Annotated in this window: 18 protein-coding genes and 1 tRNA gene; 5 read left to right on the top strand and 14 right to left on the bottom strand. The window is 66.2% G+C overall.

Annotation, left to right across the window (positions count from 1 at the left end; genetic code table 11):
• Positions 1-10: 10 nt before the first annotated feature.
• Positions 11-709, bottom strand: coding sequence for a DnaJ domain-containing protein (locus EV667_RS09545; protein WP_131835134.1), 699 nt, complete (start codon positions 707-709; stop codon positions 11-13).
• Positions 706-1,434: a VWA domain-containing protein gene (locus EV667_RS09540; RefSeq protein WP_131835133.1), complete on the bottom strand. Its 729-nt coding sequence runs from the start codon at positions 1,432-1,434 to the stop codon at positions 706-708. The genes EV667_RS09545 and EV667_RS09540 overlap by 4 nt, the downstream gene beginning before the upstream one ends.
• 160 nt (positions 1,435-1,594) lie before the next feature.
• On the opposite strand from EV667_RS09540, the gene panC reads away from it, so the two are divergent.
• Positions 1,595-2,467, top strand: a complete 873-nt coding sequence (gene panC / locus EV667_RS09535) for a pantoate--beta-alanine ligase (RefSeq protein ID WP_131835132.1) — start codon at positions 1,595-1,597, stop codon at positions 2,465-2,467.
• Here panC and EV667_RS09530 read toward each other — a convergent pair.
• The 4 genes from EV667_RS09530 to EV667_RS23065 form a co-directional block, all read right to left on the bottom strand.
• On the bottom strand, positions 2,464-2,661 hold the full coding sequence (locus tag EV667_RS09530) for a hypothetical protein (RefSeq protein WP_131835131.1): 198 nt from the start codon (positions 2,659-2,661) through the stop codon (positions 2,464-2,466). The two genes, panC and EV667_RS09530, sit on opposite strands and share 4 nt — an antisense overlap.
• Positions 2,662-2,727: 66 nt before the next feature.
• A complete protein-coding gene (locus EV667_RS09525; protein WP_131835130.1) occupies positions 2,728-3,162 on the bottom strand; it encodes a DUF1489 family protein in 435 nt (144 codons plus the stop codon).
• Between the two features lie 29 nt (positions 3,163-3,191).
• A complete protein-coding gene (locus tag EV667_RS09520; RefSeq protein ID WP_131835129.1) occupies positions 3,192-3,863 on the bottom strand; it encodes a glutathione S-transferase family protein in 672 nt (223 codons plus the stop codon).
• Between the two features lie 194 nt (positions 3,864-4,057).
• Entirely contained in the window at positions 4,058-4,183 is a 126-nt protein-coding gene (locus tag EV667_RS23065) for a DUF5056 domain-containing protein (RefSeq protein WP_165901581.1), read from the bottom strand.
• A gap of 278 nt (positions 4,184-4,461) precedes the next feature.
• Between EV667_RS23065 and EV667_RS09515 the strand changes: the two genes are divergently transcribed.
• Together EV667_RS09515 and EV667_RS09510 are read left to right on the top strand one after the other, a co-directional pair.
• A complete protein-coding gene (locus EV667_RS09515) occupies positions 4,462-5,145 on the top strand; it encodes a DUF599 domain-containing protein (protein ID WP_131835128.1) in 684 nt (227 codons plus the stop codon).
• Positions 5,135-5,410, top strand: coding sequence for a DUF3253 domain-containing protein (locus tag EV667_RS09510; protein WP_131835127.1), 276 nt, complete (start codon positions 5,135-5,137; stop codon positions 5,408-5,410). The genes EV667_RS09515 and EV667_RS09510 overlap by 11 nt, the downstream gene beginning before the upstream one ends.
• On the opposite strand, the gene EV667_RS09505 is transcribed toward EV667_RS09510, so the two are convergent.
• From EV667_RS09505 to mgtE, 3 genes are all read right to left on the bottom strand, one after another.
• Entirely contained in the window at positions 5,380-6,192 is an 813-nt protein-coding gene (locus EV667_RS09505) for a glycosyltransferase family 32 protein (RefSeq protein ID WP_131835126.1), read from the bottom strand. The two genes, EV667_RS09510 and EV667_RS09505, sit on opposite strands and share 31 nt — an antisense overlap.
• 61 nt (positions 6,193-6,253) lie before the next feature.
• Complete coding sequence (locus EV667_RS09500; protein ID WP_131835125.1) at positions 6,254-7,054, bottom strand: YdcF family protein; 801 nt, start codon at positions 7,052-7,054, stop codon at positions 6,254-6,256.
• 66 nt (positions 7,055-7,120) lie between these two features.
• Entirely contained in the window at positions 7,121-8,515 is a 1,395-nt protein-coding gene (gene mgtE / locus EV667_RS09495; protein WP_131835124.1) for a magnesium transporter, read from the bottom strand.
• Between the two features lie 160 nt (positions 8,516-8,675).
• Here mgtE and EV667_RS09490 point away from each other — a divergent pair, with 160 nt between their 5' ends.
• Entirely contained in the window at positions 8,676-8,969 is a 294-nt protein-coding gene (locus EV667_RS09490) for an acylphosphatase (protein ID WP_131835123.1), read from the top strand.
• A 1-nt stretch (position 8,970) separates the two neighbouring features.
• On the opposite strand, the gene lipB is transcribed toward EV667_RS09490, so the two are convergent.
• A complete protein-coding gene (gene lipB, locus EV667_RS09485; RefSeq protein ID WP_131835122.1) occupies positions 8,971-9,714 on the bottom strand; it encodes a lipoyl(octanoyl) transferase LipB in 744 nt (247 codons plus the stop codon).
• 173 nt (positions 9,715-9,887) lie between these two features.
• On the opposite strand from lipB, the gene EV667_RS09480 reads away from it, so the two are divergent.
• Positions 9,888-9,972: transfer RNA gene (locus tag EV667_RS09480), tRNA-Leu, on the top strand.
• An 82-nt stretch (positions 9,973-10,054) separates the two neighbouring features.
• Here EV667_RS09480 and EV667_RS09475 read toward each other — a convergent pair.
• The 4 genes from EV667_RS09475 to EV667_RS09460 form a co-directional block, all read right to left on the bottom strand.
• Entirely contained in the window at positions 10,055-10,843 is a 789-nt protein-coding gene (locus tag EV667_RS09475; protein WP_131835121.1) for a polysaccharide deacetylase family protein, read from the bottom strand.
• Positions 10,844-10,973: 130 nt separating this feature from the next.
• A complete protein-coding gene (locus EV667_RS09470; protein ID WP_131835120.1) occupies positions 10,974-12,068 on the bottom strand; it encodes an RluA family pseudouridine synthase in 1,095 nt (364 codons plus the stop codon).
• Between the two features lie 48 nt (positions 12,069-12,116).
• Positions 12,117-12,500, bottom strand: a complete 384-nt coding sequence (gene crcB / locus EV667_RS09465) for a fluoride efflux transporter CrcB (protein ID WP_131835119.1) — start codon at positions 12,498-12,500, stop codon at positions 12,117-12,119.
• Positions 12,501-12,641: 141 nt separating this feature from the next.
• Positions 12,642-13,961: a replication-associated recombination protein A gene (locus tag EV667_RS09460; RefSeq protein ID WP_131835118.1), complete on the bottom strand. Its 1,320-nt coding sequence runs from the start codon at positions 13,959-13,961 to the stop codon at positions 12,642-12,644.
• Positions 13,962-13,967 lie beyond the last annotated feature (6 nt).

The following is a 13,967-nucleotide window of genomic DNA, read 5'->3' as shown; positions in this document are numbered from 1 at the left end:
GGGGATGGGATCAATGGCGGTCGAGCAGGACATCCTTCGCTTCGTTTACCCGGGCAGCGAGATAGTTCGACCCGCCCTGGTCGGGATGGAGTTTCTTCATAAGGGATCGGTGAGCCTGGCGGATCTCATTCGCCCCCGTCCCCGGTTGAAGCCCCAGGATCTGGTAGGCCTCCTCTTCCGTCATCGCGCTGCGGCGCGGCGCGTCAGCGCTCCGCCCGCCCGCATGTCCCTCCACGTTCTCACGCCAGCCGGGCGACCGGCGGTCAAGATAAGCTTCGAGTAACTGGCGGCTCTCGACATCCACGTCGAGCGCGAAACGCGCAAGGCTCGGCACGTCAAGCGTTTCCAGGGCCGCGCCACTGAGCGGACCGTTGATCACCTTGCCGCCCAGTCGCCCGCTGTCATGGTCCAGTTCCATGTGGAGAAAGGCCGTCCGCACCTTCGAGGTCCGCCCCTGGCTGGGCTCGGCGCGCGCCGAGGTGAACGCCTTGCGGATGTCCCACCCGAAAAGCGACAGGCCGAAGATGCCGAGCGGCAATGCCGTCTCGATATGACCGCGCATCCCGAGAAAGCCGGCCACGAGGACAAGCGCTCCACCGCCGACGCGGCGGCCGAGCTTGGCGAGAATGGCCGGGTTGGAACGACCGAACGCCTTCAGCCCATAATAGAGCAGAGCGACGATCGCCGCCCCGATAACCAGATTGATCATCGCGTATCCTGCATCGCGGAAATAAGCCGGCGCGCGCCCGGCGAGGCGCCCGCCAGGGCTGCCAGCGCCTTCGCTCCGCCTGCGGCATAGGAGGCGGCCGCGCGCAACAGGGCCCGCAACTCGGCGGAGGCCCCGGCGTCGAACCGGCAATAGGCACCCTTGGTCAACCGCGCAATCTCGCGAAAGGCGCGCTCGGCAGTGGGGTCCGGGCCTTCCTGGAACATGAAGGCCGGCACGCCGCGCAACGCGAGAGGCCCGGCCTCGGCGCAGAGCGCATCGACATTCTCTTCCATGGCGTCGCCCACGAACACCAGCGCGCCGACAGGTCCCTTGGCGGCTTGCATGCCGGCATGGTTCAGCACACGCCCGATCTGGGTCCGCCCGCCCTGAACCTGAATGCGCGCCATCAGCGCCCCGAGCTTCGTCCCGTCGCCCATCCAGGGCGAGGCGCGGCACTCGCTGAGGCCGCGATAATAAACGAGCTGCATGTCGAGCCCGCCGATGCGGGCCGCCTCCTCGAACATCTCCATCTGCAAGGCGCAGGCGAGATCCCAGGTCGGCCCCCGGCTCATGGTCGCATCGAGCCCGAAGATGAGACGCCCGCGCCGCTCGGCGGTCAGCGGCGCACGCTGCTCGAGCTCCGCGAGGAAGGCGGATGTATCGGCCGAGAGCGCGGCCGGCGCCCCGGAGGCGCCTTTGGTCGGTGTGGTCTTGTCGGCGGCCATTGCGGTTCCCGATGCGGATTCGGCGCGAGTGTAGCGGGGGACATGGCCCGGCGAACAGCCCACTCGCCAAGGGTTGACCTCGGGGGCCTCGCCGCGCGGCAGGTTGACGCTCAAGGCGGCTCTGCTAGCTTCCGCGCCCCGACCGAATGGGGCTATTGAAATGACGAGCGCTCGCGCTATCCGCACTGTCCACACCGTCGCCGCGCTGCGTGAGCAGGTACGCCAATGGCGGGCGGCGGGTGAGCGGGTTGCGCTCGTGCCGACCATGGGCGCACTTCATGCCGGTCATGTCGCCCTGATGGACGCCGCGCGGGAGAAGGCGGACCGTGTCGTCGTGTCGATCTTCGTCAACCCGACCCAGTTTGCGCCGACGGAGGATTTGTCGCGCTATCCGCGCACGCTGGAGGCCGATCTCGGCAAGGCGGAGAGCGCCAGCGTCGAACTGGCCTTCGTGCCTGACGTCGCGCAAATGTATCCCGAGGGATTTTGCACCACGATCTCGCTGGCCGGCCCGGCGCTGGGGCTTGAGACGGATTTTCGCCCGACCCATTTCGCCGGCGTCGCCACGATCGTGACCAAGCTGCTGATGCAGGCACTGCCGGATGTCGCCCTTTTCGGCGAGAAAGACTATCAACAGCTGCAGGTGATCGCCCGCATGGCCCGCGATCTCGACCTGCCGGTTGATGTTGTCGGCTTTCCGACCGTGCGGGAAGCGGACGGCCTCGCCCTCTCCTCACGCAACGTCTTTCTGTCCGCTGCCGACCGCGCCGCCGCGCCTGCGCTGCATCGGGCGCTGACGGCAGCGGCGCTGAGGATAGGCAGGGAAGCCACCACCACTGATGCCATGGTCGAGGCCCGCGCGGCGATAATCGCCGCCGGCTTCGAGCTCGACTATGCCGAGGCGCGTCATGCGGAGACGCTGGCCCCCATCGCCTCCTCCATGGAAGGCCCGGTGCGCCTGCTCGTCGCCGCCCGCATCGGGGTTACGCGGCTCATCGACAATGTGCCGGTTGAGCAAGGCGCCGGGCGCTAGATCATGACCGCGTAGGCAATCACCATGCCGAGGATGACCAGCGCAAGGCCAACCCCGAGCACGTAGCGCATCGGCTTGACCTCGACGGCCTGCCGCTCTTCGGTGTTAGCCTTGACCACCACCTCGCCATTGTCGACCACGCGGTGATCGTCCGAGTTGGTGTGGGTCATGCCGTCAGTGTTTGTCTGGCTCATTGCAAAGGTCCTTTCGCGTTCCGTATGGGAATAACGTGCGAAAGGGTGTTCGGGTCCCTCGGTACGTCAGAGAAGCCCCAGCGAGCGCAGTTCGCGGCGGAGTTCGTCCGGCAGCGCTGGCGCGGTGCCCAGTGTGGCAAGGTCCGCCGGCGCGTCCTTCGCTGCCAAGTAGCGCCAGCCCTGGAACGGCCGGTTGGGGCGCGGATCGACGCGGTGGACGGTCGGGTCGAGCACAAGATGGCAGCGGCGGATGCCGTCGCCATCCACGAAAGGCCGGATGCCGGTCAGCGTCTGCCGACAGGCCACCTCGCCCTTGATGACCCAGTAGAGCGAGCCGCCATCCAGCAATTCCTCTGTCCGCGTCGGCACCATGCGGGTGGTGTGGGCCTGCTCGACCGGCAGCCTTCGGGCCGCCTTGGCTTTGAGCGATTCGGCGATCCACGCTTCGAGATCCTCGATGGACTCGGCGCCGACGCAGAGTTTGAGCAGGTGGAGCGGCATGGCAGGGGGCCCGTTGAGCGACCCGCGCTCTATACCCGCTTGACCACCGGCCAGTCGACTTCGTCCTCGGCCAGCGCGCCGGTCTCTTTCAGCGCCGCCTCTTTCCATGCCACGAAAGCGGGATGGGCATGGAGCGCCTCGACATAGGCGGCGGCCACCGGGTCGATCTCGATGGCATAGGTGCGCAAACGGGTTGCGACCGGCGCATACATCGCGTCGGCGCCGGAAAAGGCTCCGAACAGGAAATCGCCCCCTGCGCCGAAGCGTGCGCGGGCCTCGCCCCAACGGCGGACGATGCGGCGAACATCCTTCATCGCCTCGTCGGAAAAGGTGCGAGGCTCGACCGGACGCCAGAGGTTCATCGGCGCCACGCTGCGCAGCGCTCCGAAGCCGTTGTGCATCTCGGTGGCGAGCGAACGCGCATAGGCGCGGGCGACGGGCTCCGCCGGCCAGATGCCCTTGTCAGGGAAGCGCTCGGCCAGGTGCTCCAGAATGGCGCTCGATTCCCACACCACAGCGTCGCCATCGATCAGCACCGGCACCTTGCCGGCCGGCGAGCGTTCGCGGATGCGATCCTTGAAGTCCGGCGCGTCGAGCGGCACTAGCTCTTCCTTGAAGGGAATGCCCAACGCCGTCATCGCCAGCCACGGCCGCAGCGACCACGAGGAATAATTCTTGTTTCCGATGATGAGCCTGAGCACCGCGTCACCCCCTGTTCCAGTCCGGCGGGAGGTTCCATCATTTGGCGATGCAGGGCAAACGCAGCCCTGTGATGGCGGCGATCAATCCCGGTGATCCTCGCGGCGCGGCAAGGTCCGGAAATGAAAACGGCCCGGCCATGCGGGCCGAGCCGTGTCATGCAACTGAGAAAACCTCCGGCCCGAAGGCCTCCGGGTCAACCGACGGCGAGCTGCGCCGCCTGAAACCCGCCGAACAGGTAAATGAGGGCAATGGCCACCAGGAAGGCGGCGACGGCCCAACGGGCGACTCCCCAACAGGAGCGCTCGGGAATGGAATTCATGATGATCCTCGGAACGATACGTTCACTACGATGCACCGAAGCACGACTCTGCATACCGGCACGATCTGAAACAGTATTTAATAAATCGTTACGTCCTTCGCAACCGCGAAATCGCCACATTCCGCTGCGGCCCGTGCAGTGCAGCCCTGCCTGCGCCGCATGGAACCCCGCTCGACAAGCCGTCCTCGGAGCTGTTGAAAGCACTCGTCACCCCGCTCACCCCGGCATAAGGGCCGCCCGACGGCACCCGAACGACCGGCGGATATCCAGGTAACACCATGCTCGGCTTCACCACTATCGACGCGATCGCCTTCTCCACGTTCTGCCTGGCCTGGGTGGCCTATCACATGGTGATGGAGGGAAGCTGGGCCGAATCGCGCACGCTGAACCGGCGCATGGACGCGTACCGGCACGAGTGGATGCGGCGCATGCTGGAACGCGAGAACCGCATCGTCGATGCTCAGATCATCGCTGCACTGCAGAATGGAACGGCCTTCTTCGCTTCCACATCGCTGCTGGCCATCGGCGCCACGCTCGCCATCCTGCAATCCACCGAAGCGGTGATGGCGCTTTTCCGCGACCTGCCCTTCGGCGCCCCGAACCGCACGAGTTGGGAGCTGAAGACGCTTGGCCTGACGCTGATCTTCGCCAACGCCTTCTTCAAGTTTGCCTGGGCCTACCGGCTGTTCAATTACTCGACAATCCTGCTCGGGTCGACGCCGCCGCCCTCCGAGGCCGGAACGCCGCAGGCTAAGGCCCATGTCATCAAGCTTGCCCGCATGGCGACGATCGCCGGGCGACACTTCAACCGTGGGCAACGCTCCTTCTTCTTCGCCATCGCCTATCTCGGCTGGTACATCAATGGCTGGGCGCTGATGGCCGCGACGCTCGCCATCTTCCTCGTCATGATCAACCGGCAGCTTGGCCGGGATTCGCACTGGGTACTCGACAATGACGGATAGTCCTTCCCGCCCCTCCGAAGAAGCCGTGGAAGCGGCCATCCTCGCTGTCGCCGGCCAGCCTGGCGCGGCAAAGTCGGTGACGCCGGAGGATGTCGCGCGCAGCGTCGCCACCGGGCCCGACTGGCAGAGCCTGCTTCCCTCCGTGCGGCGTGGCGCCCTGCGCCTTGCACAGACCGGGCGCCTGGTCATCTATCGCAAGGGCAAGCCGGTCGACCCGGCGGAACTTCGCGGCGTCTACCGGCTCGGCCTGCCGCCCGCCTCCTGAGGGGGAGGCACCGGCCGTGGAGCGCTCGCCCTCGCCTCCTTGTAGAGGTCCTTAAAGGGCGAGAGCCCGATCGATTTCGCGCAGATGTACTTCCTGTAGAGGTAGAGCCCCAAGGGCATTTGCGCGATCAGGCCCTTGATGACGGCCTTGGCACGTCTCTCCTGCCTCCAGCTCGCGCTGAAATGGTGCACCGTGTAGTTCCTGCGCCAGAGAAAGGACGGATGTTCAAAGGTGGTCTTGTCGTAGACCGCCACGTTCTTTCCCCGCCATGCACGCCCGTCGAGCCGGAAACCCTCGACCGTGGCAATAAAGGCGGCCGTCATCATGTCGTTGTTGGGAACATCCGTCGATATCTCGTCGGGTCGAACGACATAGGTCTCCAGCAGGCCTTCTATGATGGGATGTCCCGCCCGGGCACCAATGATCGCCGTGCCGAGATTGCAGTCCCACATATATCCCAGGAACATTTCGTTCGACAGCAATGGTGTAAAGGTCCGCACGACCTCGACATCCGTGTCGAGATAAATCCCCCCGATCTCAAACAGCTTGATCAGCCGAACCATGTCGGAAAGATGGGCGAAATGTCTCGACTGATGGCATTTTGCGAGGAACGGAAATCTTGCGAATTCTATATTTTTCTCGTTCCATTCGACATGCTCATAGTCATGAAGCGTCTGCTTACGAAGCCGCTCTAATTTGAGCATCTTCGCGGATTTCCGACCTCCACCGAACCAGCAGGTATGGATGATCTTCGGGATAATTTGGTCGTCTTCTTGCGGCATGGGCGCCGCCCTCCGTTAAGCTGATCTCGCACGAACGACGTTTAAAACATGCACGCGGCTGTCAGCCCGGTTGCGGCCCCGGCAGCGGGCTGCCGATGCGGCCGGTAAAATAATACACGGAAAGCCCGATCCACTCACGCAGCGCCAGCTCGAAGAAGCCCAACCCTTCCGCTACCGAGCTGAAGAGGCGGAAATAGCCGGGGTTTCCGGTCGTGCGGAAGTCCACCGGATAGGCCGTGACCGGAAAGCCGGCCGCCCGGAAGCAGCCCACCGCGCGCGGCATGTGATAGGCGGAGGTCACGAGAAGCCAGTTTTCGTCCGGGCCGGGTTTGACCAGAGCCTTCGCCAGACGTGCATTCTCCTCCGTATTGCGCGAGGCGGTCTCGAATGTCACGCGCTCTTCCGCAAGCCCGATCTGCGGCAGCGCCATACGCACCACATCCGCCTCCTGCATCGGTGACTCGCCCAGGCGACCGCTGCCGCCGGCGACGACGATGCGGGCCTGCGGATAGCGCCGGGCGAGCTCACCCATCGCCAGAATACGCTCGGCCGATTCCTGGAAAGACGGCTGCCCCCGGGCAGCGCTGATGCCGGGGAGTTCCGATCCGCCAAGAACGACGATGCCATCGACACGTCGCCCGTCCTCGGAATAGGGCGGGAAGCGCCCCTCCAGCGGCACGAGCAGCATGCGACCGAACGGGCCGAGGCCGATCAACAGCAGGCCCACCACGCCGAGTGTGGCCAGCGTCATGCCAAGCCGGCGCCAGCGCAGGCTCACCGCCAGCCCCGCCAAGGCGATCAGGGGGAGCAGGGTGGAGGGCGCCGCGATCATCCAGAAGATCTTCGAGACGTAGAAGAACACGCAGCGCCTCCTCAGCTCACCGGACCCGTCGGCAGTACCAGCCTCAGGACCGGCCGCAGCCCCTGCCTAGAACCACAGAGACGCGATCCCGAGAAAGGCAAAAAAACCGACCACATCGGTGATGGTGGTCACGAACGGACCCGACGCGACCGCCGGATCGACCTTCAGACGGTCGAGCGCCAGCGGGATTAAAATACCACCCAATGCGGCAGCCGCCAGATTGATTATCATGGCAAGAGCGATGACGAAGCCGAGATCGGCCACGCCGAAGCGCGCAAACACGACCACGGCCATGATCACGGCGAAGACCACGCCGTTGAAGAGGCCCACCAGCAGTTCGCGCGCGATGACCCGCTTGGCATTGCTCGGCCGCAGCTCGCGGGTGGCGAGCGCCCGTACCGCCACCGTCATGGTCTGCGTGGCGGCATTGCCGCCCTGGCTGGCGACGATCGGCATCAGCACGGCGAGCGCCACCATGCGCTGGAGCTCGTCCTCGAACAGCGCAATGACGAAGGACGCGATGTTGGCGGCGATCAGGTTCAGCAGGAGCCAGGAGAAGCGGCTGCGGGCGATGTACCAAAAGCTATCGGACAATTCCTCGTCACCCGCCACGCCGCCGAGCGCCTTCAGGTCCTCCTCCGCCTCTTCCTGGATCACGTCGACGATGTCGTCGACGGTGAGCACGCCGACGAGGCGCCCCGCCTCGTCGACCACCGGCGCGGAGATGAGGTTGTAGCGCTCGAAGACGCGCGCCACGTCTTCCTGATCGTCGGTGGCGTTGACCACGTGACGGTCCGGCGTCACCACGTCGCTGAGCTTGGTGCCGCGCTTGGTGCGCAAAAGCCGGTCGAGCGGCACCGAGCCGTTCAGCCGATAGGTGGCGTCGACGACGAACACCTCGAAAAAGGTCTCGGGCAGCCCCTCGGTCTCGCCGATATAATCCAGCGTCTGGCCGACGGTCCAATAGGGCGGCAGCGCAATGAACTCCGTCTGCATGCGCCGGCCGGCGCTTTCCTCGGGATAATCCAGGCTGCGCTGAAGCGCCGCCCGCTCCGGGATCGACAGATTGGAGAGAATTTCCTGCTTGTCGGCGTCGTTGAGGTCTTCAAGAATATAGACCGCATCATCAGAATCGAGGTCGCGCACACCGTCGACGACGGTCTGGGTCGACAGCGCCTCAAGGATCTGCACACGCACCGTCTCGTCGAGCTCGGTCAGCGCGGTGAAATCGAAATCGCTGCCCAGGAGTTCGATCAGTTGGGGACGATCCGAGGCCGGGAGCGCTTCGAGCAGCCGCGCGACATCGGTCTCGTGGAGATCGCTGACGATGGCGCGCAAGGCCGCGACATCGCCGGCGTCGATGGCACCAACCACCGCCTCGACGAAGCCGGGCGTCTCGCTCGGATCGTTATCGTGCTCCGGCCCGCGCGGCGGGGTGGCGAGATCGTTCTCTTCGCGCATGCCTACTCCGGACGGGTCATGAGGAATGGACGGATCGGCCCGCGACGGGAACGATGCGCGTTCATGGACGGGCTGGTGTTAATGAAGAGTCGGCGCAGGGACAATTCCTTAAGCCGCCTGCGGTTTCGCGCTACCGAAACTTTGTTGAAGGAGCCCCCCTATGGCAAGCGTTGCGGCGACCCGGCTCCTCGTGCACGGACGGGTGCAGGGCGTAGGCTACCGTGCGTGGCTTGCGCGCGAGGCCGAGAGGCGGAGCCTGGCGGGCTGGGTCCGCAACCGGCGCGACGGCAGCGTGGAAGCGCTCATATTCGCGCCAGCGCCCACGCTGGCCGATTTCTTGGCGACCTGCCGCGCGGGGCCTGCGGCGGCTGATGTCACCGAGGTGACGGTCCGGGAAGCGGTCGTGCCGGTTGCGGAAGCCTTCGGCGGATTCGCCATCTGGCCGACGGTCTAGCCTAGACGGCCTGATCCACGGTAGGCCCGAACACCGTCTCGAAGGCGCGGCGCAGGGCGAGATCGGCATCGTCCATCGTCACCGGCAGGCCGAGGTCGACGAGGCTGGTGACGCCGTGTTCGCGCACGCCGCAGGGCACGATGCCGGCGAAATGCGAAAGGTCCGGCTCCACATTGAGCGACACGCCGTGCAGCGTCACCCAGCGGCGCACGCGGATGCCGATGGCGGCGATCTTGTCCTCGCCCGTGCCCGCCTTCTCCGGCCGGCGCACCCACACGCCGACGCGGTCCTCCCGTCGCTCGCCCCGCACATTGAACGAATCGAGCGCGCGAATCAGCCATTCCTCCAGCGCCGCCACATAGCGGCGCACGTCCGGCTCGCGCCGCTTGAGATCCAGCATCACATAGGCCACGCGCTGGCCGGGGCCATGATAAGTGAACTGCCCTCCCCGTCCGGTATCGAAGATCGGCAAACGGGCCGGATCGACCAGATCCTCGGCGCGGGCGCTGGTGCCGGCCGTGTAGAGTGGGGGATGCTCCAGCAGCCAGACGAGTTCGTCCGCCGCACCGGCGGCGATCGCCTCGGCCACCCGGTCCATCTCTGCCAGCGCCTCGGGATAGGCCACCGGCGCGGCCGACACGCGCCAGCGCACCGGGGCAGCGCCGGGTTTGGGCAGCAGCAGCGGGCGCAGGCCGTCACGTCTCGCGGCACCGGCATTTACGGGGATATCGGCAGCGTCTTCCATGGCCGATACATAATGGCTGCCCCCGCTTCTGTCGCCTGTACAGCCATGCGCGGCACGCGAGACTGTCCACAGGCGCGCGCCGGACCCCGGCGGCTCTTGTGGACCCCTATTCCATCTGCTAGACGATGCCCCGCTCGCGCAGGCCGCTGACGAAGCAGCCAAGCGCCAGCGATGCGGTCGTGGCGGAATTGGTAGACGCGCTGCCTTGAGGTGGCAGTGGGTAACACCGTGGAGGTTCGAGTCCTCTCGACCGCACCATATTCTCCGGTTTTCGGAACACACGGCGACCCTCGGGTCGCCGTTGTCGTTTCAGGGCCGAAAACGCGCTTGCGCGGCCGCCCTACGGCGCCGTCGCGGTCTGCGGGGGCGCCGGCACGATGTGGACGACGCGGTATCCCTTCTCCTTCAACGCCGTGAGAAATGCCGGCAGCATCCGGGCCGTCTGCGCCCGCGTGTCGTGAAAGAGAATGATCCCCCTTCCCGCATGGTCGAGGCGGGCCATGACCAGCGTGAGTTGCTCTTCCGGCGTCATCGGGTTCCAATCGGATGCCCAGAGATCGGCGCCGAACACGCCTATGCCACGCCCCTTCAGGTAATCGAGCAGTTCAGGCGAAGCACCAAACCCGGGAAAGCGGAAGAAGGGCACGCGCGGGCGGGTGCCGCTGGCGCCATAGGCGGCCTTGTCGTCCGCCTTGATCCCCTTCTCAATGTCCGCCACGGCCTTGTCGTAGGAGATGTCGGCCAGCGTCATCGGATGGGTCATGCTGTGATGGGCAACCGTGTGCCCTTCGGCGATCTCGCGGCGCAGCAGATCGGGATGGGCGGCAGCGTTGCGGCCGATGACGAAGAAGGAGGCCCGCACGCATTCGCGCGCCAGCGCCTTCAGCACCGCCGGCGTCGTGCCCGGAAGCGGGCCATCGTCGAATGTGAGCACGACTTCCCGCTCGGCGAGATCGAGCGTCTGCGGAAAATGCTTGGTCCCGACCTGAAGGCCAACCGGATCGACCTGCATCACCCGCGAGGTCCCCAGCTTGCCCGTGCAGTCCTGCGCCATCGCGGCGGCCGAGGGCGAAGCCGCGCCGAGGCACACTAACAGGGCAAGCGCGGCGCGGCAGGCGGCGGGCGACATGAGCGAGGCTCCGTGCGGAGGGCGATTGCGAAGCTGCGTAGCCCATCGCCAGCGGCCGCGCCATCCATGCAGGCGCGCATCCACTGCCATACGCTCCTCCGCCGCCAGCGACGGCCCCGCCCGCCCCGGCTCAGCTTTCCGGAGCGTCGACGATCGGGTCGTACTGCGAGGCGTCGAAGCCGAGCACATTCCAGCTCTGCTGCATGTGCGGCGGCAGCGGCGCCGAGACGTCGATCAGCTTGTCACCGCGCGGGTGCGGGATGACCAGCCGGCGCGCCAGAAGATGCAGCCGATTCTGCAGCCCACCCGGCAGCGGCCAGTTCTCGATGTCGAAATATTTCGGGTCGCCAACAATGGGGTGGCCGATATGGGCGGCATGGGCGCGCAACTGATGGGTGCGGCCCGTTACCGGCTTCATCGACAGCCAGGCGAGCTTCTGCGCTGCATTGTCCACCACGGCATAATAGGAGATGGCGTGGCTGGCCTCGTCGTCGCCATGGCGAGCGACGCGCATTTTTTCCGCCGCCTCGTCCTTGGCGAGATAGGTCGAGATGCGGCCCTGGGCGGGACGCGGCACGCCGGGAACCAGCGCCCAATAGACCTTGCGGGCCGAGCGCGAGCGGAAGGTCTTGGCCAGTGTCGAGGCCGACAGGCGGGACTTCGCCACCAGCAGGATGCCGGACGTGTCCTTGTCGATGCGGTGGACCAGGCGGGGCTTCTGCCCGTCGGAGCCGCGCAGCGCCTCCAGCATGCCGTCGACATGGCGATAGGTGCCCGAGCCGCCCTGGACCGCAAGGCCGAACGGCTTGTTGAGCACCAGCACGTCGCGGTCCTCATAGAGCGTCATGTCCTTGAGCGCGCGGGCGTCCTTGTCGTCGGAACTCGGGCGCCGCACCGCCGGCGTGGACAGCTCTTCCTCGCCATCGGTGGGAGCCGCGCGCGGGGACGGACGGGGCGGCGTCTCGCCACGCGCCTTCGCTTCCTCCGCCTCCAGATGGTCGGCGGCGGAGAGCTGCGGCTTTTCCTCCAGCGGAGGGATGCGAATGACCTGCCCGGCGGAGAGCCGGGTGTTGGTCTTCACCCGGCCACCCTCCACCCGCACCTGCCCGCCGCGCAGCAGCTTCTGCAGATGACCAAAGGAAAGGTCGGGAAAATGCGACTTGAACCAGCGGTCGAGCCGCATGCCCTCTTCGTCCGCGTCGACGCGGCGTGTCTCAACGGCCATGGATCGGTTACTCCTCGCCCCAGCACATAGCCGAGAGACGGCGCCACGTCACGCGAGAGCACGCATGAGCGCCAATCCACCGAACGCGCCCGCCAGCGCGAGCCCGACCGAACCGGCGACATAGAGAGCCGCCAGCCCCACTTCACCGCGCTCGACCAGCAAGACGGTGTCGAGCGAGAAGGTGGAGAAGGTGGTGAAGCCGCCGAGAATGCCGGTGATGATGAAAGCCCGCGCGTGCATCGTCCAGGCGCCGGTGGCCATGAAGGTGAGCCATCCGGCGACGATGCCTATCGTAAAACTGCCGATGACGTTGATCGCCAGCGTGCCATAGGGAAAGCCCATGCCGAATGTCCGCATGACGGCCATGCCGAGCGTGTTGCGCAGGACGCCGCCGATGCCGGCCCCGATGAAGATGAGAATGATGCCCTGCACGCCGTCAGCCCCGCCTGTCCAACTGCCCCGGCCTCGAGCATTTTCCACGAAAGTTGACAGACTTTCGCGACGATAAAATGCTCCAGCTTATTGATCATGAGCCCTTTCCGATCAGGGGATTCCACCTGATCGGAAAGGGCTCTAATCGCCGCCCTGCCGCTCCACCCTCAGCCGCGCCCAGTATTCCAGGCGCTTCTTGACCTCGCGCTCGAAGCCGCGCTCGTTGGGCGCATAGAACTCCGCCCGGGGGTCGCCGGCGAGCTCTTCCGGGAAGAACTGCTGGCCCGCGAACGCATCGGGGAAATCGTGATCGTACTGGTAGCCGGCGTGATAGCCGAGTTCCTTCATCAGCTTGGTCGGCGCGTTGAGGATAGCCTTGGGCGGCGCCAGCGAGCCGGTCTTCTGGGCGAGCGCCAGCGCCGCGTTGAACGCGGAATAGGACGCGTTGGATTTGGGCGCCGTCGCCACATAGGCGATCGCCTGCGCCAGGAACAGCCGCCCCTCAGGCCAGCCGACGCGCTCGAAGGCTGACCACGCCGCTACCACCTGTGGCATCGCCTGCGGGTCGGCCATGCCGACATCCTCGGACGCGGCGCAGCACAGACGGCGGAACACCGTGCCCGGGTCCTCGCCACCCGTCAGCATGCGCGCAGCCCAGTACATGGCGCCGTTCACGTCCGACCCGCGCAGGCTCTTGTGGAAGCAACTGAGCAGATTGTAGTGCTCGTCCTGCGCCTTGTCGTAGATCGGGGCCCGCTTCTGCATGGTCGCGGCGAGGCCCGCCACATCGAGATCCGGCCCGTCCGGCAGCGCCAGCAGTTCCTCGACGAGCCCGAGAAGATAGCGCCCGTCGCCATCGGCCATGCCGGCCAAAGCCTCCCGCGCATCCGCGTCGAGCGGCAGGCGCCGTTCCTCCAGCGTCTCCGCGCGCTGGAGCAGCCTGTCGATCGCCTCGGCGTCGAGCGCCTTGAACACCAGCACGCGGGAGCGCGACAGCAGCGCCGCGTTCAGCTCGAAGGACGGGTTCTCCGTCGTGGCGCCGATCAGCGTGATCGTGCCGTCTTCCATCACCGGCAGGAAGCCGTCCTGCTGGGCGCGATTGAAGCGGTGGATTTCGTCGACGAAGAGCAGCGTACCCTGCCCGATCGCCCGCCGGCCCCGCGCGGCCTCGAACACCTTCTTGAGGTCGGCGACTCCGGTGAAGATGGCGGAGACCTGCTCGAAATGCAGATTGACCTCTCGCGCCAGCAACCGCGCCACCGTCGTCTTTCCGGTGCCCGGCGGGCCCCAGAAAACGAGCGAGCCGAGCGAGCGGTTGGCGATCATCCGGGTGAGCGCACCGCCCTCCCCCGTCAGGTGCTCCTGGCCCACCACCTCGGCAAGCTTCTGCGGGCGCAGCCGGTCGGCCAGCGGCCGGGGTGCGGCATTCTCAAGTCCGGCAGAGGCGAACAGATCGGACAAGGCCGC

This window comes from Ancylobacter aquaticus (genome assembly GCF_004339465.1).
GTDB classification, from domain to species: domain Bacteria; phylum Pseudomonadota; class Alphaproteobacteria; order Rhizobiales; family Xanthobacteraceae; genus Ancylobacter; species Ancylobacter aquaticus.
The sequence above is the reverse complement of the archived record's forward strand: the minus strand, read 5'-3'. Positions and strand labels throughout refer to the sequence as shown.